General features: G+C 59.3%; 19 protein-coding genes and 1 pseudogene. 5 read left to right on the forward strand and 15 right to left on the reverse strand.

The features are described from left to right. Nucleotides 1-119: 119 nt before the first annotated feature. The 4 genes from BSF40_RS04705 to BSF40_RS04720 all read right to left on the reverse strand — a co-directional run bounded on the left by BSF40_RS04705 (nucleotide 120) and on the right by BSF40_RS04720 (nucleotide 4,593). Nucleotides 120-1,232, reverse strand: a complete 1,113-nt coding sequence (locus BSF40_RS04705) for a polyamine ABC transporter substrate-binding protein (protein ID WP_095964265.1) — start codon at nucleotides 1,230-1,232, stop codon at nucleotides 120-122. Nucleotides 1,233-1,420: 188 nt separating this feature from the next. Then, nucleotides 1,421-2,785 (reverse strand): aspartate aminotransferase family protein, encoded by a 1,365-nt coding sequence (locus BSF40_RS04710; protein ID WP_015097273.1) that lies wholly within the window; start codon nucleotides 2,783-2,785, stop codon nucleotides 1,421-1,423. A gap of 60 nt (nucleotides 2,786-2,845) precedes the next feature. Further along, nucleotides 2,846-4,204 (reverse strand): glutamine synthetase family protein, encoded by a 1,359-nt coding sequence (locus tag BSF40_RS04715; RefSeq protein WP_015097274.1) that lies wholly within the window; start codon nucleotides 4,202-4,204, stop codon nucleotides 2,846-2,848. A 38-nt stretch (nucleotides 4,205-4,242) separates the two neighbouring features. Beyond that, nucleotides 4,243-4,593 carry a hypothetical protein gene (locus tag BSF40_RS04720; protein WP_095964266.1) on the reverse strand — a complete coding sequence of 117 codons (351 nt, stop codon included), beginning with the start codon at nucleotides 4,591-4,593 and terminating at the stop codon, nucleotides 4,243-4,245. Nucleotides 4,594-4,871: 278 nt separating this feature from the next. Between BSF40_RS04720 and BSF40_RS04725 the strand changes: the two genes are divergently transcribed. The 3 genes and pseudogenes from BSF40_RS04725 (at nucleotide 4,872) to BSF40_RS04735 (ending at nucleotide 7,936) form a co-directional block, all read left to right on the forward strand. Next, on the forward strand, nucleotides 4,872-6,248 hold the full coding sequence (locus BSF40_RS04725) for a glutamine synthetase family protein (RefSeq protein ID WP_015097275.1): 1,377 nt from the start codon (nucleotides 4,872-4,874) through the stop codon (nucleotides 6,246-6,248). A gap of 204 nt (nucleotides 6,249-6,452) precedes the next feature. Continuing rightward, nucleotides 6,453-7,205, forward strand: a pseudogene (locus tag BSF40_RS04730) (carbonic anhydrase). Nucleotides 7,206-7,297: 92 nt separating this feature from the next. Beyond that, nucleotides 7,298-7,936: a TetR/AcrR family transcriptional regulator gene (locus tag BSF40_RS04735; protein ID WP_095964267.1), complete on the forward strand. Its 639-nt coding sequence runs from the start codon at nucleotides 7,298-7,300 to the stop codon at nucleotides 7,934-7,936. 175 nt (nucleotides 7,937-8,111) lie between these two features. Here the strand turns inward: BSF40_RS04735 and BSF40_RS04740 are convergent, their stop codons facing one another. The 9 genes from BSF40_RS04740 to BSF40_RS04780 form a co-directional block, all read right to left on the reverse strand. Beyond that, nucleotides 8,112-8,327, reverse strand: coding sequence for a molybdopterin-binding protein (locus BSF40_RS04740; RefSeq protein WP_007967989.1), 216 nt, complete (start codon nucleotides 8,325-8,327; stop codon nucleotides 8,112-8,114). 33 nt (nucleotides 8,328-8,360) lie between these two features. After that, on the reverse strand, nucleotides 8,361-9,176 hold the full coding sequence (gene ssuB, locus BSF40_RS04745; protein ID WP_095964268.1) for an aliphatic sulfonates ABC transporter ATP-binding protein: 816 nt from the start codon (nucleotides 9,174-9,176) through the stop codon (nucleotides 8,361-8,363). Continuing rightward, nucleotides 9,173-9,955 (reverse strand): aliphatic sulfonate ABC transporter permease SsuC, encoded by a 783-nt coding sequence (ssuC, locus tag BSF40_RS04750; RefSeq protein WP_007976348.1) that lies wholly within the window; start codon nucleotides 9,953-9,955, stop codon nucleotides 9,173-9,175. The genes ssuB and ssuC overlap by 4 nt, the downstream gene beginning before the upstream one ends. Nucleotides 9,956-9,964: 9 nt before the next feature. Beyond that, nucleotides 9,965-11,113 (reverse strand): FMNH2-dependent alkanesulfonate monooxygenase, encoded by a 1,149-nt coding sequence (ssuD, locus tag BSF40_RS04755; protein ID WP_015097281.1) that lies wholly within the window; start codon nucleotides 11,111-11,113, stop codon nucleotides 9,965-9,967. Between the two features lie 25 nt (nucleotides 11,114-11,138). Beyond that, nucleotides 11,139-12,104, reverse strand: coding sequence for a sulfonate ABC transporter substrate-binding protein (locus BSF40_RS04760; RefSeq protein ID WP_007976344.1), 966 nt, complete (start codon nucleotides 12,102-12,104; stop codon nucleotides 11,139-11,141). A gap of 105 nt (nucleotides 12,105-12,209) precedes the next feature. Continuing rightward, nucleotides 12,210-12,803, reverse strand: a complete 594-nt coding sequence (gene ssuE, locus BSF40_RS04765) for an NADPH-dependent FMN reductase (protein WP_015097283.1) — start codon at nucleotides 12,801-12,803, stop codon at nucleotides 12,210-12,212. A gap of 316 nt (nucleotides 12,804-13,119) precedes the next feature. Continuing rightward, nucleotides 13,120-13,758, reverse strand: coding sequence for a peroxiredoxin (locus BSF40_RS04770; RefSeq protein ID WP_015097285.1), 639 nt, complete (start codon nucleotides 13,756-13,758; stop codon nucleotides 13,120-13,122). A 291-nt stretch (nucleotides 13,759-14,049) separates the two neighbouring features. Further along, nucleotides 14,050-15,390 (reverse strand): OprD family porin, encoded by a 1,341-nt coding sequence (locus BSF40_RS04775; protein WP_095964269.1) that lies wholly within the window; start codon nucleotides 15,388-15,390, stop codon nucleotides 14,050-14,052. Between the two features lie 412 nt (nucleotides 15,391-15,802). Further along, the gene (locus BSF40_RS04780) at nucleotides 15,803-17,134 is read right to left on the reverse strand and encodes an OprD family porin (protein ID WP_095964270.1); all 1,332 of its coding nucleotides are present in this window, start codon (nucleotides 17,132-17,134) and stop codon (nucleotides 15,803-15,805) included. A 363-nt stretch (nucleotides 17,135-17,497) separates the two neighbouring features. Between BSF40_RS04780 and tauA the strand changes: the two genes are divergently transcribed. Further along, nucleotides 17,498-18,487, forward strand: a complete 990-nt coding sequence (tauA, locus tag BSF40_RS04790; protein WP_095964272.1) for a taurine ABC transporter substrate-binding protein — start codon at nucleotides 17,498-17,500, stop codon at nucleotides 18,485-18,487. 128 nt (nucleotides 18,488-18,615) lie between these two features. On the opposite strand, the gene argA is transcribed toward tauA, so the two are convergent. Then, complete coding sequence (argA, locus tag BSF40_RS04795) at nucleotides 18,616-19,914, reverse strand: amino-acid N-acetyltransferase (RefSeq protein ID WP_007978929.1); 1,299 nt, start codon at nucleotides 19,912-19,914, stop codon at nucleotides 18,616-18,618. A gap of 261 nt (nucleotides 19,915-20,175) precedes the next feature. After that, nucleotides 20,176-21,339: an acetylornithine deacetylase gene (gene argE, locus BSF40_RS04800; RefSeq protein ID WP_095964273.1), complete on the reverse strand. Its 1,164-nt coding sequence runs from the start codon at nucleotides 21,337-21,339 to the stop codon at nucleotides 20,176-20,178. A 157-nt stretch (nucleotides 21,340-21,496) separates the two neighbouring features. On the opposite strand from argE, the gene BSF40_RS04805 reads away from it, so the two are divergent. Further along, entirely contained in the window at nucleotides 21,497-22,864 is a 1,368-nt protein-coding gene (locus tag BSF40_RS04805) for an inorganic triphosphatase (RefSeq protein WP_095964274.1), read from the forward strand. The last annotated feature ends 65 nt before the right edge of the window (nucleotides 22,865-22,929 follow it).

The following is a 22,929-nucleotide window of genomic DNA, read 5'->3' on the forward strand; positions in this document are numbered from 1 at the left end:
TGCAGATACCTGTAGGAGCGAGCTTGCTCGCGATGAAGCTGTGAGCACCGCGGGGTGTCAGGCACCCAGTGTCATCGTTGACGACCATCGCGAGCGGGCTCGCTCCTACAGGGTTTTACTCACTTGCCCGATTTGATCTTGGTCCAGCTGCGGGTCATGATCCGCTGGGTCGCGGCCGGCAAGTCGGCAATCGCGTACAGCTTGGCCAGCACGTCCGCCGGCGGGTAGATGCCTGGGTCGGCAGTGATTTCTTTATCGACCAACGGCGTGGCGGCCGCGTTACCGTTCGGGAAGCGTACGGCGTTGGTGATTTCAGCCATGATTTCCGGCTTCTGCAGGAAGGTCATGAACTTGTAGGCGCCTTCGACGTTTTCGGCATCTTTAGGGATGGCGACCATGTCGTAGAAGCTGCCGGCACCTTCTTTCGGAATGTTGTAGCTGACTTTCACCTTGTCACCGGCTTCGGCAGCGCGTGCCTTGGCCTGGTAGATGTCACCCGAGTAACCCACGGCCACACAGATGTTGCCGTTGGCCAGGTCCGAGATGTACTTGGACGAGTGGAAGTAACCTACCGAAGGACGGATTTTCAGGAACAGCGCTTCGGCTTCGGCCAGTTGTTTCTTGTCCTGGCTGTCGGTTGGATAGCCCAGATAGTGCAACGCCACCGGGATCATCTCGGTTGGCGAATCGAGGAAACTGATACCGCAGGCTTTCAACTTCGCGGCGTTTTCAGGTTTGAACAGCAGGTCCCAGGAGTTGGTCGGTGCGTCGGCACCCAGTGCTGCCTTGACCTTCTCGGCGTTGAAGCCGATACCGATCGAACCCCACATGTACGGGAAGGCGTGCTCGTTGCCCGGGTCGCTCACGGAAACGGCCTTGAGCAGGTCGGTGTTCAGGTTCTTCCAGTTAGGCAGCTTGGACTTGTCCAGCTTCTGGTAGACGCCAGCCTTGATCTGCTTGGCCAGGAAGTTGTTCGACGGTACAACGATGTCGTAACCGGACTTGCCTGCCAGCAACTTGGCTTCCAGGGTTTCGTTGCTGTCGAAGACGTCATAGACAACCTTGATCCCCGACTCGTCTTCAAACTTCTTGACGGTGTCCGGTGCGATGTAGTCGGACCAGTTGTACACGTGCAGTACTTTGTCATCGGCCTGAACCGCGCCCGCCATCAAACCCATCACGGACATGGCAAGCAGAGTCTTGCCAGCGAGCTTTTTACCTAGTGCCTTCATGCGTAATGCTCCAAATTTTTCTTTTTTGAACCACTTGTTCAGCGGCCGAACCCGGGCAACTGGAACCGCGGCTAGTCTGGCAAGATCCACATCGGTCTTTCAAGGAAACGGTCACGCTTTCTGACAGTTCTGAGCGAAAGTTCCAACTTCATATGCAGAACTTCGGACTTCCGCTCAGAGCCTAGCACTTAGCCCTGCAATGCACTCAGGGTCAGGTCAAGACACTTGCGAGCCTTGGTCACCAGTTCATCGATTTCCGCCGGTGTAATCACCAGTGGCGGAGCGATGATCATGGTGTCGCCGACGGCGCGCATGATCAGGCCGTTGTCGAAGCAGAACTGGCGGCAGATCATGCCGACGCCCTTGCCCTCATAACGCTTGCGCGTGGCCTTGTCCTGGACCAGTTCGATGGCCCCCAACAAACCGACCCCGCGAACTTCACCCACCAGCGGGTGATCGTTCAGTTCCCGCAGACGCTTTTGCAAATACGGTGCCGTTTCTGCATGGACGCGCTCGATAATTTTCTCGTCGCGCATGATGCGGATGTTTTCCAGCGCCACCGCAGCCGCCACCGGGTGACCGGAGTAAGTGAAGCCGTGGTTGAAATCACCGCCTTCGTTCAGGACTTCCACCACTTCGTCACGCACGATCAGGCCGCCCATCGGGATGTAGCCCGAGGTCAGGCCCTTGGCGATGGTCATCATGTCCGGCTTGAGGCCGTAGAAATCGCTGCCGAACCACTCGCCGGTACGACCGAAACCGCAAATCACTTCATCAGCCACGAACAGGATGTCGTACTTGGCGAGGATTTCCTTGATGCGCGGCCAGTAGGTGTCTGGCGGAATGATCACGCCACCGGCGCCCTGGATCGGCTCGGCAATAAAGGCACCGACGTTGTCGACGCCGACTTCCAGAATCTTTTCTTCCAGCTGATTGGCCGCCCACACACCGAATTCTTCCGGGGTCATGTCGCCGCCTTCGGCGAACCAGTACGGCTGGGCAATGTGGACGATGCCCGGGATCGGCAAGTCGCCCTGTTCATGCATGTACGTCATGCCACCCAGGCTCGCGCCGGCCACGGTGGAACCGTGATAGCCGTTCTTGCGGCTGATGATGACTTTCTTGTTCGGCTGGCCCTTGATCGCCCAATAGTGACGAACCATGCGCAGCATGGTGTCGTTGCCTTCAGAGCCGGAACCGGTGAAGAAAACATGGTTCATGCCTTGCGGCGCGATGTCGGCGATGGCCTTGGCCAGCTCCAGTACCGGCGGGTGCGCCGTCTGGAAGAACAGGTTGTAGTAAGGCAGCTCGCGCATCTGTTTGCTGGCGGCATCGGCCAGTTCATCGCGACCATAACCAATCGCGACACACCACAGGCCGGCCATGCCGTCGAGGATCTTGTTGCCTTCGCTGTCCCAGAGGTAAACGCCCTTGGCGTTGGTGATGATCCGCGGGCCTTTCTCTTTCAGCTGCTTGAAGTCGCTGAACGGAGCCAGGTGGTGATCGTTGCTCAGGGTTTGCCATTCACGGGTTTGCGGGTTGTTGCTGGTCATGTGAATCTCCTAAAAAAAATCAGGTGAAGGCGCCGCTCGACTGCGGCGGCGCCCGGCGCATCAGACGGCAAAGAGCAGGAATTCCCTTTCCCACGAACTGATCACGCGCTTGAAGTTTTCATGCTCGGCCCGCTTGACCGCGACGTAGCCAGTGATGAAATTTTTACCAAGGTAACGCTCGATGGTCGCGCTGTTTTCCATGCGTTCCAGCGCGTCTTCGATGGTCAGGGGCAGGCGCAGGTTGCGGCGTTCATAGCCACGCCCTACCACCGGCGCACTCGGATTCAGGCCTTCGACCATGCCGATGTACCCGCAGAGCAGGCTCGCGGCAATCGCCAGGTACGGGTTGGCATCGGCGCCCGGCAGGCGGTTTTCCACCCGACGGTTCTGCGGCCCCGCATCCGGAACCCGCAGGCCCACGGTGCGGTTCTCTTCGCCCCACTCCACGTTCACCGGCGCCGAGGTATCGGGCAGGAAGCGGCGGAACGAGTTGACGTTCGGAGCGAACAGCGGCAACAGTTCGGGAATGAGTTTCTGCAAGCCACCGATGTGGTGCAGGAACAACTGGCTCATGGTCCCGTCTTCATTGGAGAAGATGTTCTTGCCGGTCTCGATGTCGATGATGCTCTGGTGCAAGTGCATGGCACTGCCCGGCTCGCCGGTCATCGGCTTGGCCATGAAGGTCGCGGCCACGTCGTGCTTGAGCGCGGCTTCGCGCATGGTGCGCTTGAACACCAGGATCTGGTCGGCCAGGGACAGGGCATCGCCGTGACGGAAGTTGATTTCCATCTGCGCCGTGCCGTCCTCGTGGATCAGCGTGTCGAGGTCCAGGTCCTGCAGTTCGCACCAGTCGTAGACGTCTTCGAACAGCGGATCGAATTCGTTCGCAGCTTCAATGGAGAACGACTGGCGACCGGTTTCCGGGCGACCGGAGCGGCCGATCGGCGGCTGCAGCGGGTAATCCGGGTCGTCACTGCGCTTGGTCAGGTAAAACTCCATTTCCGGCGCCACGATGGGCTGCCAGCCTTTGTCGGAATAGAGCTTCAGGACTTTCTTGAGTACGTTGCGCGGCGACAGCTCGATCGGGTTGCCTTGCTTGTCGTAGGTATCGTGGATAACGATGGCGGTCGGCTCGATGGCCCACGGCACCACGTAGACGGCGTCGGCGTCCGGCTTGCAGACCATGTCGATGTCAGCCGGATCGAGCAGTTCGTAATAGATGTCGTCTTCGACGTAATCGCCGGTCACGGTCTGCAGAAGAACGCTTTCTGGCAGGCGCATGCCTTTTTCGGCGATGAATTTGTTGGTCGGCGAAATCTTGCCCCGGGTAATCCCGGTCAAGTCGGCGATCATGCATTCGACTTCTGTGATCTTGTGGTTTTTCAACCAATCGGTGAGCTGGTCGAGGTTGTTACTCATAAATGCCTCTAGGCTTGAGTTGTCTGACCCTTTCAAGGTCAGGCGTTGTTTGACGCATCGGCGTCGCGTTGTAGAGCGTTTCTGCGGCAGATTATGGTGTTTGCCAACACTGCCGCAGAGGCCGGGCGTGCAGAATCACGAGCGATGCCCCGAACGATGGTCAGGCCGCTATTGTGAATCGGTTCTATATTGAATGGAGTAACCGTAATGGGGGTGCCATCGCGACCGTCCAGAATATCGGACGGGGACGGTTGAACCGTCGCGGATGGGAGGATCACCGCAAGCGCCGAGACCACGGAACGGACGGTCGTGTCATCACTGATGTGATAAACATGCCGACCGAGCTGTCTTGAGCAGTCGGTGACGCCGATTATCGGCAGGCGAGACATGAAGCACCCCGGTATTATTGCTGTTATGGGTTTGATTCGAGCTTAGCCTTGTTCATTTTTTTACACAACACCCCCGTAAAAAATACAACACGGCCCGCTCAAGCTCGCGGCCGCCGCTACGTCCTGCGGAGTAAAATCGCCCCAAAGTGCCTCAAAAAAGCCACACGAGCGCTTTTTTAGGGCAAAAAAGGCCTCGCTTGACTTCGGCATGCCGTTCGGGTTGACTGAAACCAGAAAAGATCAATGATTGATATTTTTAACAACAAAGGTGTTGCATCATGTCGGTACCCCCGCGTGCCGTTCAGCTTAACGAAGCGAACGCGTTCCTTAAGGAACATCCTGAGGTTCTGTACGTTGACCTTCTGATTGCGGATATGAATGGTGTGGTGCGCGGCAAGCGCATCGAACGCACCAGCCTCCACAAGGTTTACGAGAAAGGCATCAACCTGCCGGCCTCTCTATTTGCTCTGGATATCAACGGCTCGACGGTGGAAAGCACCGGCCTGGGCCTGGACATCGGTGATGCTGACCGAATCTGCTATCCAATCCCCGATACCCTGTGCAACGAGCCATGGCAGAAGCGCCCGACCGCGCAACTGCTGATGACCATGCACGAACTCGAAGGCGAGCCCTTCTTCGCCGACCCGCGTGAAGTGCTGGCCAATGTGGTGCGCAAGTTCGACGAAATGGGCCTGACTATCTGCGCCGCGTTCGAACTGGAGTTTTACCTGATCGACCAGGAGAACGTGAACGGTCGTCCGCAACCACCTCGTTCGCCGGTTTCCGGCAAACGTCCGCACTCGACCCAGGTCTACCTGATCGACGACCTCGACGAATACGTCGACTGCCTCCAGGACATTCTGGAAGGTGCCAAAGAGCAAGGCATTCCAGCCGACGCCATCGTCAAGGAAAGTGCCCCGGCGCAGTTCGAAGTGAACCTGCACCACGTGGCCGATCCGATCAAGGCCTGCGACTACGCGGTCCTGCTCAAGCGCCTGATCAAGAACATCGCCTACGACCATGAAATGGACACCACCTTCATGGCCAAGCCTTACCCAGGCCAGGCGGGTAATGGTCTGCACGTCCACATCTCGATTCTCGACAAAGACGGCAAGAACATTTTTGCCAGTGAGGATCCCGAGCAGAACGCCGCACTGCGTCACGCGATCGGCGGTGTGCTCGAGACCCTACCGGCGCAGATGGCTTTCCTCTGCCCGAACGTCAACTCCTACCGTCGTTTCGGCGCACAGTTCTACGTGCCGAACTCGCCGTGCTGGGGCCTGGACAACCGTACCGTAGCGATTCGCGTGCCGACCGGTTCTGCCGATGCCGTGCGCATCGAACACCGTGTGGCCGGCGCCGATGCCAACCCGTACCTGCTGATGGCTTCGGTCCTGGCAGGCGTGCACCATGGTCTGGTCAACAAGATCGAGCCTGGCGCTCCGGTCGAAGGCAACAGCTACGAGCAAAACGAGCAAAGCCTGCCGAACAACCTGCGTGATGCGCTGCGCGAGCTGGACGACAGCGAAGTCATGGCCAAGTACATCGATCCGAAATACATCGATATCTTCGTGGCCTGTAAAGAGAGCGAGCTGGAGGAGTTCGAACACTCCATCTCCGACCTCGAGTACAACTGGTACCTGCATACCGTGTAAGCGACTGCAGTAAACACAACGCCGCCGGCCCCACAGCCTGCGGCGTTTTTTTTACTCGCGATTTGTTGTGGAACGCTCACTGTCGGAACCAATGAAAATTCCTACGCACCAACCAGATACTGACTACAGCCACATCCTCACCACAACCTCACACTCCGGCCACCGGGAGCCTTCCCGTTTTCCTGCCTACGTGTGAGAACGACCATGAAAAAACAGCTATTGGGCGCAACCATCACTCTGATCGCCGCCGGTTTGTGCACAACCGCCTGGGCGGGTGCCGACGATACGGCCGCATGGAGCTATTCGGCCCCCAACGGTCCGCAAAACTGGGGCGAACTGAAAAGCGAGTACAGCCTCTGCTCATCTGGCAAAACACAATCGCCTATCGATATCCGTGACGCGATCAAGACTGACATTGAACCTCTGAACGTTGCTTATCAGCCAAGCAAAGCCACGGTGTCGAATAACGGTCATACGATTCAGGTAACACCGGTCGACGCTGGAGGGATCACCCTGGACTCCGGCCGCTACTCGTTCGTACAAATGCACTTCCATACGCCAAGCGAAGAAATGATCCAGGGCCGTGCCTTTCCACTGGACGCGCATCTGGTTCACCGCAACGCCGCAGGCGAACTGGCCGTGGTGGCCCTGCTGTTTGAAGAAGGCGCACACAACCCGGCCCTGGAACCCATCCTGGCAGCCATGCCATAGCACACGGGCGGTATTGCGCATCTGGACACGGTAAACGTTGCACAGCTACTACCTGCGAGCCTCAATGCCTATTTCTACATGGGGTCTCTGACAACACCTCCTTGTACCGAAGGCGTGCGCTGGAATGTACTGACCACGCCAGTGCAATTATCCCGAGCGCAACTGGAGGCGTTCCAGGCGCTGTATCCAATGAATGCACGCCCGGTTCAACCCTTGAACGGCCGGAGTGTGCACGTCGGTGGTTAAGCGATCCTGATCGCCGGATTTGGGCAGCGGTGCCCATACAGACAAGGTGCCACCCGCCTCGTACAATGCCCGCTGCCCCGCAGGAGACTTCAATGACACGCGTAGCCACCCCCCGCAAACCCCGCGCACGCAGCCAGGCGCGGATCGATTCGATACTCGATGCGGCCCGCACATTGCTGGCGGCCGAGGGCGTGGCCAGTCTGTCGATCTACAGCGTCGCCGAGCGTGCGGAGATCCCGCCTTCCTCGGTCTACCACTTTTTCGCCAGCGTCCCGGCGTTGCTCGAAGCCTTGACCGCCGACGTCCATGCGGCCTTCCGCGCGTGCCTGCAAGCACCCATCAATCATCACGCCCTCGGCAGCTGGCGCGACCTGTCGCGCCTGGTGGAACAACGCATGCTGGACATCTACGCAGAGGACGCCGCCGCGCGCCAACTGATCCTCGCCCAGCACGGCCTGACCGAAGTCACTCAAGCTGACCGCCAGCACGACCTCGAACTGGGCGAGCTGATGCACAAGCTGTTCGATCACCACTTCGAGCTGCCGACGCTACCGGATGATGTCGATGTGTTCGCCCTGGCCATGGAGCTTGGCGACCGGGTGTATGCACGCTCGGTGCAGCAGCACGGGCAGATTACGCCGCGCATGGCCGAGGAAGGGATGCGGGTGTTTGATGCTTATGTGGGGCTTTATCTGCCGCCGTATTTGCCCAAGCGCGGCATTCCAGCCTGAGATATTTCTTGGTCACGCCGGCCTCTTCGCGAGCAAGCCCGCTCCCACAGGGGAATGCATTCCAGATGTGGGAGCGGGCTTGCTCGCGAAGGCCGCGCCGCGAATACCGCTGATACACATGCACAAAAACCCCGAAGGGCTCAATCCCTTCGGGGTTGTTGTTTACACATGTGACTTACAACTTGGCGATCGACACCTCAGTGGATTTCACAAACGCGATCACTTCACTGCCCACCGCCAGTTCCAGCTCTTTCACCGAGCGCGTGGTGATCACCGAAGTGACGATGCCTGAGGCGGTCTGCACGTCGATTTCCGACAGCACGTCGCCGAGGACGATTTCCTTGATGGAGCCTTTGAACTGGTTGCGAACGTTGATGGCCTTGATAGTCATGATGTTGATTCCTGTCGTTGGGTAAGACTTGAGTTATTGAGCCCAGCGCAATTGCGTAGGCAAGGGTGAAACAGGTTCCGGCTCCGGTGGTTGGCCGGGCAGCGCCAGCACGCGATTGAGGACTTCGGTTTCCAGCGCCGCCAGCCGGTGGGAGCCGCGCACTCGAGGGCGTGGCAGTTCCACGTGCAGGTCGAGGCCGACTTCACCGTCTTCGATCAGGATCACCCGATCGGCAATCGCCACCGCTTCACTGACGTCATGGGTCACCAGCAACACCGTGAAGCCGTGCTGCTGCCAGAGCCGTTCGATCAGTTGCTGCATTTCAATTCGGGTCAGGGCATCCAGCGCACCCAAGGGTTCGTCGAGCAACAGCAGGCGCGGCTGATGAATCAACGCACGGGCCAACGCCACGCGTTGCTTCTGTCCACCGGACAACGCTGCCGGCCATTCGTTGGCGCGGTCGGCCAGGCCCACCGCGTCCAGTGCGTCCAGTGCTTCCAGCGCTTTCGGCCGCCAGTTGCCCTTGAGGCCCAGACCGACGTTGTCGATGATCTTTTTCCAGGGCAGCAAACGCGCTTCCTGGAACATCAGCCGTGTGTCCTCCCGAGCGTCGCTCAAGGCTGCGGCACCGGCGAGTAACTCGCCGCCGGTTGGTTGATCGAGGCCGGCGAGCAAACGCAGCAAGGTACTTTTGCCGCAGCCACTACGACCGACCACGGCGACAAACTGGCCCGCCGGAATGTGCAGGTCGATTTCGCGCAGCACCTGCCGCGAGCCAAAGGTTTTTTGCAGCTTGCGCACCGCCAGCGGAATGCCGCGCAGCAGGCGTGGAGGTTGTTCCGCGATCATGCCGCACCTCCCTTGGCAACCTGATACGCCGGGTGCCAGCGCAGCCACACACGCTCAAGTCCACGGGCCGCGAGATCGGCCAGTTTGCCGAGCACCGCGTAGAGCAAAATCGCCAGCACCACCACGTCGGTCTGCAAGAACTCCCGGGCATTCATCGCCAGATAACCGATACCGGAACTGGCGGAGATGGTTTCCGCGACGATCAACGTCAACCACATGAAGCCCAGGGCGAAGCGCACGCCAACCAGAATCGAAGGCAGCGCCCCCGGCAGGATCACCTGCCAGAACAGGCTGAAACCCGTCAGGCCATAGCTGCGCGCCATCTCCACCAATGCCGGGTCGACGTTGCGGATGCCGTGATAGGTGTTGAGGTAAATCGGGAACAACGTGCCCAGCGCCACCAGGAAAATTTTCGCCGACTCGTCGATGCCGAACCACAGGATCACCAGCGGAATCAGCGCCAGATGCGGCACGTTGCGGATCATCTGCACCGAACTGTCGAGCAGGCGTTCGCCCCACTTCGACAGGCCGGTGATGAAGCCGAGCGTCAGGCCGATGCCGCCGCCGATAGTGAAGCCCAGCGCGGCACGCCAGCCACTGATCGCCAGGTGCGTCCAGATTTCGCCGCTACGCACCAGGCTCACGCCAGCTTCGATCACGGCAACCGGCGCCGGCAGAATCCGTGTCGACAACCAGCCCGCCGACACACTCAACTGCCACACCGCCAGCAACAACACCGGCAACGCCCAGGGCGCGAGACTGTGGATGATTTTCTTCATGACCGCGCCTCAGCTCTGGGACGCGGCTTTGGGCAGAATGTCGTTGGCGACCATCTCGCCGAACGGACTCACGTAGCCCGCACTTTTCGGCAGTTCAGGACGCTCGACATCGAGGTGCGGGAACAGCAGTTCGGCGACTCGGTACGACTCTTCCAGGTGTGGATAACCGGAGAAAATAAAGGTGTCGATGCCGAGGTCCGCGTACTCCTTCACGCGGGCGGCCACGGTCGGGCCATCGCCCACCAGCGCCGTACCGGCACCGCCACGCACCAGGCCGACACCGGCCCACAGATTCGGGCTGACTTCCAGGTTGTCGCGGCTGCCGCCATGCAATGCGGCCATGCGCTGCTGACCGACCGAATCGAAGCGCGCCAGCGACGCCTGGGCACGAGCGATGGTGTCGTCGTCGAGATGGGAGATCAGTCGATCCGCGGCTTTCCAGGCTTCATCGTTGGTTTCGCGCACAATCACGTGCAGGCGAATGCCAAAGCGCACGGTGCGTCCGAGCTTCGCGGCCTTGGCCCGGACCTGTTCGATTTTTTCCGCCACGGCGGCTGGCGGCTCGCCCCAGGTCAGGACCATTTCCACCTGTTCGGCAGCCAGGTCTTGCGCGGCATCCGAAGAGCCGCCGAAGTACAGCGGCGGGCGCGGCTGCTGGATCGGTGGATAGAGCAGTTTCGCGCCCTTCACGCTGATGTGCTGGCCGTCGTAATCAACGGTTTCACCTTCCAGCACGCGACGCCAGATACGGGTGAACTCCACGGACGCCTGGTAGCGTTCTTCGTGGCTGAGGAACAGACCATCGCCCGCCAACTCTTCCGGATCACCGCCCGTCACCAGGTTGAACAGCGCACGACCGCCGGACAGCCGATCCAGGGTCGCGGCCTGACGCGCCGCCACCGTCGGGGAAATGATCCCGGGGCGCAGGGCGACAAGGAATTTCAAACGCTGGGTCACCGGGATCAGCGACGCCGCCACCAGCCACGAATCTTCGCAGGAGCGCCCGGTGGGAATCAGCACGCCGCCGAAACCCAGTCGGTCCGCCGCTTGCGCGACTTGTTGCAGGTAACCGTGGTCAACGGCGCGTGCGCCTTCGGCGGTGCCAAGGTAATGGCCGTCGCCGTGGGTAGGCAGGAACCAGAAGATATTGAGGCTCATGGAGTGGTCTCCTTGGGGGATCGAATTATTGGGCTTTCGCAACGGCGGCCGGCGGCGTCCAGATCACGTCTTTGATGCTCAATTGCTTTGGAATCAGCTTGAGCTGGTAGAAGGTGTCGGCGATTTTCTGCTGCGCCGCGACCACTTCCGGAGTCAGGAACAACGCGCCGTAGCCCTGGCGTTTCACCGAAGTGCGGGTGATGTCTGCCGACAGGCCGAGCAGTGGCGAGACTTGCTGGGTCACGTCTTCAGGATTGGCCCGTGACCAGTCGCCCACTGCGCGCACTTCTTCGACCAGGGTCTTGATCACCTCGGGATTTTTTTGCGCGTAGGGTTTGGTCGCCAGGTAGAACTGATGGTTGTCGACGATGCCTTGGCCATCGCGCAGGGTGCGCGCTTGCAACTGTTGTTCGGCGGCGGCCTGGTACGGGTCCCAGATGACCCAGGCGTCGACACTGCCACGCTCGAACGCAGCGCGGGCATCGGCCGGCGGCAGGAAGACGGTCTGGATGTCGGTGTATTTGAGGCCGGCGTCTTCCAGCGCACGCACCAGCAGGTAGTGAACGTTGGAGCCCTTGTTGAGCACGACCTTCTTGCCCTTGAGCTCTGCCACCGACTTGATCGGCGAGTCCTTCGGCACCAGAATCGCCTCACTGTGCGGCGCTGGCGGTTCGTAGGCTACGTAGAGCAGATCAGCGCCAGCCGCTTGAGCGAACACGGGAGGGGTTTCGCCGGTAACGCCGAAGTCGATGGAGCCGACGTTCAAGCCTTCAAGCAGTTGCGGGCCACCGGGGAATTCAGTCCATTGCACGTCCACGCCTTGGGCAGCGAGGCGTTTTTCCAGGGTGCCTTTGGCTTTGAGCAGCACCAGGGTGCCGTATTTCTGATAGCCGATTCGTAACGTCTCGGCCTGGGCTTGAGTAATGGCGCCGAAGGTGACAGCCGCAGCAAACAGAGCGACCAGACCACGACGCAAAATGACAGGGCGCATGGCGCTCTCCTTTTGCAGTTGGGTTTTGGCTGCACCTGCTTGCCCGTTGTCGGGCGAGTAAGGCCAGTACTTCAATTTTCGGGTGGGGCTAATGTTCGGTGGAGCTCATATGCTCCAGCGAGCACTCAACAAACGTTCATTCAACAGGTTCGGATCGAGCGGCTTGGGCCGTCGTGCCATGGCACTGAGAAACAGCTCCAGCGACTCGTCCAGGCGCTGTTCCAACTCGGGCGCCAACTGCGCCAGGGCGCTGCCTTCGCCGTAAGCGATCTGGCTGTCGACGGCGAAAATCCCGTGGAGCATTTCCTGGGCTTTCAACGCCGACAGCACCGGCTTGAGCGCGTAGTCCACCGCCAGCATGTGGGCGATGCTGCCGCCGGTTGCCATCGGCAACACCACCTTGTGGCTCAGGGCGCGTTCGGGCAGCAGATCCAGCACGGTTTTCAACGCGCCGGAGAACGAAGCCTTGTACACCGGCGTAGCGATCAGCAGGCCATCGGCGTTTTCTATCTGTTGCAGCAGGTCAATGACCTTCGGGCTGTCGAAGCGTGCATGCAGCAAGTCTTCGGCCGGGAAGTCCCGTACCTGATAACTCACCACCTCCACGCCCTGTTCTTGCAACCAACGCTTGGAGCGGTCCAGCAGCACCCCGGAACGGGAGCGCTGACTGGGACTGCCTCCGAGTGAGACGACCAACATTCAGACGATTCCTTGAGCGGTGTTGGCGATTCGCGGTTTGCGATCTCGCTTCGATGGAGTGACCTTAACAGCTGATTTATATATCCATAAATCATATTTATTCATTTGGTTATTCTTTAAAGAAATATACAAATCGACTTCATTCGAGCAAAAAAAAGGCCGTCGAAACGGCCTGAAATCCCCTGCTTTGTGGGTGCTTGTGGTGTCTGACCCGACGCCTTCGCGAGCAAGCCCGCTCCCCCAGATGGACGCGGACAAATGTGGGAGCGGGCTTGCTCGCGAAGACGGCATCAGCCACACCGCCGATACCGGTGACTTACCGATTGGGCTGCGGCGTCAGGCGCAAGTAAGGCTTGACCGCCCGATAGCCCTTGGGAAAGCGCTGTTTGATTTCCTCTTCATCCTTGAGCGACGGCACGATCACCACTTCATCACCGTCCTGCCAGTTGGCCGGCGTGGCCACCTTGTAGTTGTCGGTGAGTTGCAGCGAGTCGATCACCCGCAGGATTTCGTTGAAATTGCGCCCGGTGCTCGCCGGGTAGGTAATCGTCAACCGAACCTTTTTGTTCGGATCGATCACGAACAGCGAACGCACGGTCAGGGTGTCGTTGGCGTTGGGATGGATCAGGTCGTAGAGGTCCGAGACCTTGCGGTCGGCGTCATCCAGGATCGGAAAGTTGACCACGGTACTCTGCGTCTCATTGATGTCCTCGATCCATCGGTGATGCGACTCCACAGGGTCCACGGACAGTGCGATAGCCTTGACACCGCGTGCCGCGAACTCATCCTTGAGCCTGGCGGTGAAACCCAGTTCGGTGGTGCATACCGGCGTGAAATCCGCCGGATGGGAAAACAGCACACCCCAGCTATCGCCCAGCCACTGGTGGAAACGGATGATGCCGGCGCTGGAGTTCTGTTCGAAATCGGGGGCGATATCGCCCAGTCTGAGACCCATGGTGCTGCTCCTTGTGAGTGCTTGATGGGTTCAACTGTGCCTGTGTTTTTTATCTATTAAAAAGAATAAATATCGATTTATTTAGATCATTAAGAAATATTAAAGATCTGTTCACTGGACGTTCATGCACAACCCGTCGAAGATCGACCACGAGGTTCGAGAAGGCCTTGAGTTGCTGCAAAGAGGGAACTTCAGGACGGGATTACGGGGGTGAACCCGTCCTGAACATGTAAAAGCCCCGCCCGGTGCAATACCGGGCGGGGCTTTTTTGCATCGGTTACGCGAGCGCTATTACAACAGCGGGATCGAGTAGCTGACGATCAGGCGGTTTTCGTCCTGCGAACGGGTGTTCGGCAGATCGGTGCGCCAGGTAGCGTTTTTCCACGCCAGGCCCAGGTTCTTCAACGGACCTTCCTGCACCACGTAGGCAACACTCAGGTCACGCTCCCACTCGGAAGCACCGTTGGCCGCCTGGCCACCCTTGGCGTTGACGGTATCGATGCTGTCGCCGTGCAGGTACACCAGACCCGCGGTCAGGCCAGGCACGCCGACCTTGGCGAAGTCGAACGAGTAACGTGCTTGCCAGGTTTTCTCGCCCGCACGGCCGAACTTCTGGATTTGCGAATCGGTGATGGTGTAGTTCGACGAACCGTCACCCTGGTTCAGCCAAGGGAAGTCGCTGCTGCCGTTGCTGACCTGATAACCGCCACCGAAGGTATGACCGGCAACCGAATACAGGAACAGGCCGCTGTACAGGTTGTTGTCGACCTTGCCTTTACCGTTTGGCGCGTTGTAATTGCCAGTGGTGTAATACAGCGGGTCGTGACCGTTGGCACCATCATCAGAGCTGTTGAAATAACGGAAATCCGACTTCAACACGCCCGGGCCGATTGCCCAGTTGTGAACCAGACCCAGGAAGTGCTGCTTGTAGAACTCTTCCAGCTTGCCGTAGTAGTACTGGGCCGTCAGGTCCTTGGTGATCTTGTAGTCGCCACCGGCATAGATGAACTTGTTGCTGTCGCGGAACTTGGTACCGCGAGTGTTCGCACCGGAAATCGACATTTGATCGTTGTTGCTGGAGTTACGGCCTTTAACGGCTTCGATCTGACCACCGACCAGCGACAGGTCCTTGATCTCGGCGGAAGTGATCTGGCCACCCTGCCAGGTTTGCGGCAGCAGACGACCATCGTTGGTCACGATCACCGGGTTTTTCGGCTGCAGGGTGCCCAGCTTCAGTTCAGTCTGGGAAACCTTGGCTTTGGCGGTCAGGCCCAGGCTGGAGAAATCATCTACCGCCTCGCCATTGGATTTGCTCGGGAAAACCGTGCCGCCGTAAGAGGTCGCCGTGGCACCGTTGGTACCGCCGCCCGAATCCAGCTTGACGCCCAACAGGCCGATCGCATCGATACCGAAACCGACGGTGCCTTGGGTGTAACCGGAGATGAAACGCAGATCGAAGCCTTGGCCCCACTCTTCGTTTTTGTTGGGACCGGTACCGTCGCGGTAGTCAGTGTTGATATAGAAGTTACGCAGCCCCAGTGTTGCCTTGCTGTCTTCGATGAAACCCGCGGCGTTTGCCTGCTGGGCCAATACCCCGACGGCCACAGCCATGGCCAAGGTGGATTTGTTCATGTTTCGCTCCTCTCGTTTCTAGTTCTGATGTTCCTGGTCCCGAATCGATTGCCCGGGATCCTGAATGCATAAATTCGCGGCAAACCGTCTAGGCCGGTCGTTTGGCGGGCCGCAGGATACATGGCCTTAAAGCCAGAAAGAATTGTTTAAGTGTTTTTAATAGCACTGCGGAATATGGCTTCCCACGGCAGAATCGAGGTATCGGCGGCAAGGCCGATTCCTGAAACTGATCAATTGTCGAGGGACGAAAATGCCGAATCCGAGCTCAGGGATGAGTGTCGGACAGGCGCACTTTAAGCGGGATGAATAAAAACTAAAAAGAATAATAAATAATCAACAAAGATCATTATGGAATATAAAAATCAGCTCAAAAAAAACCCCGCCAACCGGCGAGGCTTTTTCACAAGGCTTGTTACAGGAAGCTGTAGGTGTAGTTGAAGATCAGGCGAGTCTGGTCAACGTCAGGGTTGTTGGAGACTTCACTGCCACGGTAGACGCCATTACGCAGCGTTACGCCGAAACCTTTGAGAGCACCCTGCTGGATGGTGTAGTCGATCCGCATGTCGCGCTCCCACTCGGAGCTGTCAGGACCACTGCCGTTGGTCGCCTTGATGTCATCGCCGTGCAGGTAGGCGATCGAAGTTTTCAGGCCCGGCACACCCAGCGCTGCGAAGTCATAGGAGTACTGGCCGAAAGTGGTGTTTTCACCGGCACGAACAAATCCGTTGATCATGGAGTCGGTGAACAGGTAGAAGCTGGCGCCGCCGTTCCCTTCCGGACGGCCATTGCCATCGACCACGTTGCCCTGGTTCAGGTAGACAAAACCACCGTCATCGCTGACGCGCTGATGACCGAGCAGGAAAGCGTTGCCGCCCAGGGTGTAGGTGAACATGGCGCTCCAGGTCTTGTTATCGACCTCGCCCGGATTCTTGGCGAAACCGTTGTTGTTGTTGAAACGGAAACCCGGATCACCGTTCCTGCCGTCGGAGCTGCTGTCGAAGTAACGAATATCCGTCTTGAAGGACTGGTTGGCGCTGATCGGTAGCACGTGGATCAAGCCCAGGAAATCCTGCTTGTAGTAGTCCTTCAGATTCGAGTGGTAGTACTGCAGGGTCAGGTCCTTGGTGACCTTCCAGTCAGCACCACCGTAGTAGAACTTGTTGCTGCCCTCTGTACCGCCAGCCACGGCCAGGCCGGTGGAGTTCGAAGAGGCGCGACCTGCCGAATGCTCCAACTGGCCTGCGTTGAAGGTTACGTTGTCGATTTCTTTCGAAGTGATGGTGCCACCGTCAAAGGTCTGTGGCAGCAGACGGCTGTCGTTCGCGACCAGGATCGGCAAGTTGGGTGCCAGAGCGCCACCCAGGTGGGCTTCGGTCTTCGAGAAGCGCGCCTTGACGTTAGCGGCTGCACGGCTCCATTCGGACACGGCCGAACCATCGCTGTCGCTTGGGAAGAAGGTGTTGTTGTCTGGGTGGTGACCCTTGCCGCCGTCCAGGTGGATACCCAGCAGTGCCTGGGCGTCGATACCGAAACCGACTGTGCCTTGGGTGAAACCGGACAGATAATCGAATTTCAGGCCTTCTGCGGACTCTCTCTGATCCGCACCGCCTTCACGGTTATCGTTGTTGTAATACATGGTCCGGGAACTGATGGACGCCTTGCTGTCTTCCAGGAAACCTGCTGCGCCTGCCTGCTGCGCCACTACCCCTACGGCCACGGCCAAAGCCAAGGTGGACTTGTTCATTGTGAAGCTCCTCTCGATTCTAATTCTTGTATTCCTGGTCTCGAGTCGTCGCCCGAAATCCTAAGATGCGCGATTAGCGCCAGACCGTGACCCACAAGTCAATCGTAACCATGTGTGTCTACGACCATAGTCTAACCCCCGGTTTTTTGGTCCCTGCAGGGTCATGAACTCGTCATGAACCTGAAAAGAATTACTCGATTCTTTTCTAATACCGTTTAGGAATTTAGCTCCCAATTTCGAGAAACCCCCTGAATAGAGGGTTTGGCTCATAAGCTAATTCCTAATAGGTATTTATTTTTACTTTTTTATATCGTTTAGTTTTGACGCAATTCGGAAACAAATCCTTTACCGAAAGGCGGCCCCATGACGACCAAACGCGCACTATCCGGATCAATTGTTACAGTTTGTGTATCTCTCGCACTTTCTTTCACCGCTCAGGCGGCGAACCTCACCGTCGGTTATCAAACCGGAATCGACCCCAGCAAAGTCCCCCAGGCCGATGGCCTTTATGAAAAAACCATCGGCCAGCCCATCGACTGGCGGCGCTTCAACAGCGGCCCGGAAGTGGTCACGGCGATTGCCTCGGGCGATGTGCAAATCGGCAATCTCGGCTCCAGTCCGCTGGCCGCTGCCGCCTCGCGCAACCTGCCGATTGTCGCGTTCATCGTCTCGGCCCAGATCAATGCCGCCGAAGCGCTGGTGGTACGTAACGGCAGCGGCATCGAAAAACCGCAAGATCTGATCGGAAAGACCATCGCCACGCCTTTCGTTTCAACCTCCCACTACAGCCTGCTCGGTGCGCTGAAGCACTGGGGCCTGGACAGTTCGAAAGTCAAAGTGGTGAACCTGCAGCCGGCGGAAATCGCGGCAGCCTGGAAGCGTGGTGATATTGACGGCGCGTTTGTCTGGTCGCCCGCACTGGGAGAAATCCGCAAGACTGGCAAGACCCTGACCGACGCTGCGCAGGTCGGCCAATGGGGCGCGCCAACCTTTGAGGTCTGGGTGGCGCGCAAGGATTACGCAGAGAAGCACCCAGAGGTGGTAGCCAAATTCGCCAAGGTCACCCTGGATTCGTTCGCCGACTACGCCGCCCATAAGGACCAATGGACCGTTGATTCGGTGCCCGTCCAGAAAATCGCCAAACTGACCGGTGCTAACGCCGCCGATGTGCCGGAGTTACTGGCCGGTTCCGCATTCCCCGATGCCAAGGCGCAACAGAGCACCGCGCTGCTGGACGGCGGCACGGCCAAGGCCATTGGCGAGACGGCGAAATTCTTGAAGGAGCAAGGGAAAGTGGAGACGGTGCTGCCGGATTATTCGCCGTATGTCAGCGCGAAGTTTGTCACTGAGTAACACCACCGACCTCTGTAGGAGCGAGCTTGCTCGCGAAAAACCCAAGGACGCCACGGGACATCTGGTTTTACGCGTTATCGTTCACGATTTTCGCGAGCGAGCTCGCTCCTACAGGGACCGCATCCTGATCAAAGGGCTTTTTCGAAGATCTTGGAATTACGCTGATAGTTGTACAGCGACGCCCGCGCCGACGGCAGCCGGTCGACGCTGCTAGGTTCAAAGCCACGCTCGCGGAACCAGTGCGCGGTGCGGGTGGTGAGGACGAACAAGGTTTTCAATCCCTGCGCCCGCGCGCGGGTTTCAATACGCTCCAGCAGCTCATCACCGCGACCGCCATGACGGTACTCTGGATTCACCGCCAGACACGCGAGTTCACCCGCGTCCGAATCGGCGATCTGATACAGCGCCGCACAGGCGATGATCATGCCTTCGCGTTCAACCACACTGAACTGCTCGATTTCGCGCTCCAGCACCTCGCGGGAACGGCGCACCAGGATGCCCTGCTCTTCCAGCGGACTGATCAAATCCAGCAAACCACCGACGTCTTCAATGGCCGCTTCGCGTACCACTTCGAACTGTTCCTGGGCCACAAGGGTGCCGCCGCCGTCGCGAGTGAACAGCTCGGTCAACAACGCACCGTCTTCGGCGTAACTGACGATATGGCTGCGGGCCACGCCGCCACGGCAAGCCTCGGCAGCGGCATCGAGCAACTCTGCCTGATAGTTACTGCCCAGGCGTTGCAGATGCGCCGGCACTTGCTGCGGACGCAGTTCGCGCACCAGGCGCCCGTGTTCGTCGATCAGGCCCAGGTCGGCACCGAACAGCAGCAGCTTGTCGGCACCCAGGTCGATGGCCGCGCGGGTGGCGACGTCTTCGCAGGCCAGGTTGAAAATCTCACCGGTCGGCGAATAGCCCAGCGGCGACAGCAGCACGATCGAGCGCTCGTCCAGCAGACGGTTGATGCCCTTGCGGTCGACCCGGCGCACTTCGCCGGTGTGGTGATAGTCGACGCCTTCAAGCACGCCGATCGGCCGTGCCGTCACCAGGTTGCCGCTGGCCACCCGCAGGCGCGAGCCCTGCATGGGCGACGAAGCCATGTCCATCGACAGGCGAGCCTCGATGGCAATGCGCAACTGGCCAACCGCGTCGATCACGCACTCCAGGGTCGCGGCATCGGTGATACGCATGCCGTGATGGTAATGCGGGGTCAGGCCACGGGCCGCGAGGCGCGCTTCGATCTGCGGGCGGGAGCCGTGAACCAGCACCAGGCGCACGCCCAAGCTGTGCAACAGCACCAGGTCGTGGACGATATTGCCGAAGTTCGGGTGTTCAACGCCGTCGCCGGGCAGCATGACGACAAAGGTGCAATCGCGGTGGGCGTTGATGTAAGGCGAAGCGTGACGAAGCCAATTGACGTATTCGGGCATGAACCTGGGCCTGTAATAAATAGCAGCCGAAAAAAGGGCGAAACTGAAAACGCACAGCGGGCTGATGGTTATCGTCGGAACAGGCTTGGCGACACGCGCGCTCTCCTCATGAATACGGGTTGGGACATCGGCAATTTATACGGCTTGTCAGGCAAATCACAGCCCCTGTAGGAGCGAGCTTGCTCGCGATGGACTTCAACGATTACGCGACCTGTCTGAATGGACGCGTGGCCCTTGCGTTCATCGCGAGCAAGCTCGTTCCTACAGGGCCTCAGTTTGGGCCGGTGTCAGGCAATAGTGTTCGATCAGTTGCCTTAATAGATGCACCGTAGGCTGCAAACGTGACATTTCGAGGTATTCCCCCGGCTGATGGGCGCAAGCGATATCACCCGGGCCAAGCACCAGCGTTTCACAGCCAAGGCGCTGAAGATAAGGTGCTTCGGTGCCAAACGCCACTGCTTCGGCGCTGTGACCGGTGAGCTTTTCGGCAAGGCGCACCAGCTCTGCGTCCTCGGCCTGTTCGAACGACGGCACGTCGGGGAACAACGGCGCGTAATCGATCTTGACCTGATGCCGCTCGGCAACCGGCTTGAGCTTCTGCAGGATCTCGGCACGCAGGACCTTGGGGTCCATGCCGGGCAACGGTCGCAAATCGAATTCCAGCGAGCACTGGCCGCAGATGCGGTTGGGATTGTCACCGCCATGGATGCAGCCGAAGTTCATCGTCGGCATCGGCACGCCAAACTGTGGATTGCGAAATTCGCGCTGCCACAACAAGCGCAGGCCACGCAGTTCGCCCATGGCATCGTGCATGGCTTCCAGGGCGCTGTGGCCCAGGCGCGGGTCGGAAGAGTGACCGCTCTGCCCGAGGATGTCGATGCGTTCCATCATGATGCCTTTGTGCATGCGGATCGGCTTGAGCCCGGTCGGCTCGCCGATCACCGCTGCCCGTCCCAGCGGCCGCCCCGCTTCGGCCAGCGCGCGGGCACCGGACATCGAGCTTTCTTCATCGCAGGTGGCGAGAATCAGCAACGGCTGTTTGAACGGCTGATCGAGCAGCGGTATGACCGCCTCGATCGCCAGGGCAAAAAAGCCCTTCATGTCGCAACTGCCCAGGCCGACCCAACGACCGTCGACTTCCGTCAGCTTCAGCGGGTCGGTTTGCCACAGCGCACCGTCGAACGGCACGGTGTCGCTGTGCCCGGCCAGCACCAGGCCGCCGGGGCCGGAACCGAAACTGGCCAGCAGGTTGAACTTGCCGGGGTTGACCTGCTGGATCTCGCAGGTAAAACCCAGCTCACCGAGCCACGTCGCCAACAGATCGATGACCGGACGGTTGCTTTGATCGAGTCTGGGCTGGGTACAACTGACGGACGGCGCGGCGATCAGCGCAGCGAACTGTTCTTTCATCGACGGCAATGGCATCGCTGACTCCCGGCACCCGAATTGAGGTTCATCATAGAACCAACCGATGACAGGAATAAACCGTCTCGGCGCGTACTAACCTTGAGTCCTGTACACTGCACGACCTTGGCAGCCACACATTCCCCCGGCTGCGCTCCCGATCCTGGATTTTCCGGCCATGCAGAAAGAAACCGAAATCAAACTCCGCGTCAGCCGCGAAACCCTCGCCGCCCTGCGCGAGCACCCCTTACTGAAAAAGCGCAACAAAAGTGGCTGGGAACGCCGTGAGTTGATGAATCAGTACTTCGACACCCCAGAGCGCGATCTGGCCCAGGCCAAAGTCGCCCTGCGCCTGCGCAAGGATGGCGAAGAAGTGATCCAGACCCTCAAGACCCGCGGCCAGAGCGTCGCCGGCCTGTCGGTGCGTAACGAGTACGACTGGAACCTGCCCAAAGCCAAGCTCGACCTGAAGAAACTCGACGGCGAATGCTGGCCCGAGGAACTGGCCGAACTGGACAAAAAAACCCTGAAGCCGATCTTCACCACCGACTTCGTCCGCGAGCGCGCGGAAATCGCCTGGGGCCGCGGCAAGACCAAAGTGGTCATCGAAGCCGCCCTGGACCTTGGCCACGTCGTGGTCGGCAAGCAGAAAGAAGAAATCTGCGAGCTGGAGCTGGAGCTGCGTGAAGGCGAGCCGGCCGCATTGCTGGAGCTGGCCGCCGAGCTGGCCGAAAAACTGGCGCTGATGCCATGCGATATCAGCAAGGCCGAGCGCGGTTATCGCCTGTACGACGCCCATAGCTATTCATTGAGCCTGCCGGCGCCGCAGATCTCTGCTGAAACGCCGCTGGACGACGCGTTCGCCGCGCTGAGCTGGCACCTGCTCGGCAGCAGCCAGCGCCTGGCCGAGCAATATCGCTTCAACGGTCACTGGCGCTTGTTGCAGGACTGGGTCGAGTGCCTGGCCGAAATGCGCGCGCTGATCAGCAGCCTGGGTCAAGCCGCACCACGTCAGTCAACTCACGACCTGCGCATCGCCCTTGATGCCTTGCTGGAAGACTGGCGTCCGCTGGTCCAGGCCGGCCTGGACGATGAAGACGTGCGCAAAGCCGCGCCCGAGCAGTTCCTTGAAGAACTCGAAGACCCGCGCTGGGGCCTGTTCTCACTGACGACCTCACGCTGGCTGCTGGCCCGCACCTGGGCTGCCGACCGCAACACCCGTGGCAATCGCCAGGGCGCTGCGCAACTGGGCAGCTGGTTGCCGCGCCTGCTGGGCGAAGAAGCCACTTCGTTGCAATTGCAACGCTATCAGCAACAACCGGAAGACCTGGCCGAGCAACTGCCGCGCATCGAACGCATCCAGGTCTGGCTGCACCATGCGCGTAACGTGCTGGAGATCCCGGAAATGGATCGCCTGTACGGCGAGCTGAACAAACTGGCGCAACTGGCCAACGAATCGATCACCGACGAAGTCCTGGATGCGCGCAAGCAGCAGGCGATTGCGGTGTATCAGAACCGTGCCTGGAAAATGCTGCTGCGTCTGTAATACCGCCTTCGCGGGCAAGCCCGCTCCCACAGGGCATCACCGAAACCCTGTGGGAGTGGGCTTGC

This window comes from Pseudomonas sp. ACN5, from assembly GCF_002303975.1.
Classification (GTDB): Bacteria; Pseudomonadota; Gammaproteobacteria; order Pseudomonadales; family Pseudomonadaceae; genus Aquipseudomonas; species Aquipseudomonas laurylsulfatiphila.

Bases quoted from the DNA above. Each gene is read 5' to 3' on its own strand.
- BSF40_RS04775 (WP_095964269.1), bottom strand. From the start codon at position 15,390: ATGAACAAATCCACCTTGGCCATGGCTGTGGCCGTCGGGGTATTGGCC.
- BSF40_RS04770 (WP_015097285.1), bottom strand. From the start codon at position 13,758: ATGGGTCTCAGACTGGGCGATATCGCCCCCGATTTCGAACAGAACTCC.
- BSF40_RS04760 (WP_007976344.1), bottom strand. From the start codon at position 12,104: ATGCGCCCTGTCATTTTGCGTCGTGGTCTGGTCGCTCTGTTTGCTGCG.
- ssuB (WP_095964268.1), bottom strand. From the start codon at position 9,176: ATGATCGCGGAACAACCTCCACGCCTGCTGCGCGGCATTCCGCTGGCG.
- ssuC (WP_007976348.1), bottom strand. From the start codon at position 9,955: ATGAAGAAAATCATCCACAGTCTCGCGCCCTGGGCGTTGCCGGTGTTG.
- argA (WP_007978929.1), bottom strand. From the start codon at position 19,914: ATGCCCGAATACGTCAATTGGCTTCGTCACGCTTCGCCTTACATCAAC.
- BSF40_RS04735 (WP_095964267.1), top strand. From the start codon at position 7,298: ATGACACGCGTAGCCACCCCCCGCAAACCCCGCGCACGCAGCCAGGCG.
- tauA (WP_095964272.1), top strand. From the start codon at position 17,498: ATGACGACCAAACGCGCACTATCCGGATCAATTGTTACAGTTTGTGTA.
- BSF40_RS04740 (WP_007967989.1), bottom strand. From the start codon at position 8,327: ATGACTATCAAGGCCATCAACGTTCGCAACCAGTTCAAAGGCTCCATC.
- BSF40_RS04710 (WP_015097273.1), bottom strand. From the start codon at position 2,785: ATGACCAGCAACAACCCGCAAACCCGTGAATGGCAAACCCTGAGCAAC.
- BSF40_RS04715 (WP_015097274.1), bottom strand. From the start codon at position 4,204: ATGAGTAACAACCTCGACCAGCTCACCGATTGGTTGAAAAACCACAAG.
- BSF40_RS04720 (WP_095964266.1), bottom strand. From the start codon at position 4,593: ATGTCTCGCCTGCCGATAATCGGCGTCACCGACTGCTCAAGACAGCTC.
- BSF40_RS04705 (WP_095964265.1), bottom strand. From the start codon at position 1,232: ATGAAGGCACTAGGTAAAAAGCTCGCTGGCAAGACTCTGCTTGCCATG.
- BSF40_RS04780 (WP_095964270.1), bottom strand. From the start codon at position 17,134: ATGAACAAGTCCACCTTGGCTTTGGCCGTGGCCGTAGGGGTAGTGGCG.
- BSF40_RS04725 (WP_015097275.1), top strand. From the start codon at position 4,872: ATGTCGGTACCCCCGCGTGCCGTTCAGCTTAACGAAGCGAACGCGTTC.
- ssuE (WP_015097283.1), bottom strand. From the start codon at position 12,803: ATGTTGGTCGTCTCACTCGGAGGCAGTCCCAGTCAGCGCTCCCGTTCC.
- argE (WP_095964273.1), bottom strand. From the start codon at position 21,339: ATGCCATTGCCGTCGATGAAAGAACAGTTCGCTGCGCTGATCGCCGCG.
- ssuD (WP_015097281.1), bottom strand. From the start codon at position 11,113: ATGAGCCTCAATATCTTCTGGTTCCTGCCTACCCACGGCGACGGCCAT.
- BSF40_RS04805 (WP_095964274.1), top strand. From the start codon at position 21,497: ATGCAGAAAGAAACCGAAATCAAACTCCGCGTCAGCCGCGAAACCCTC.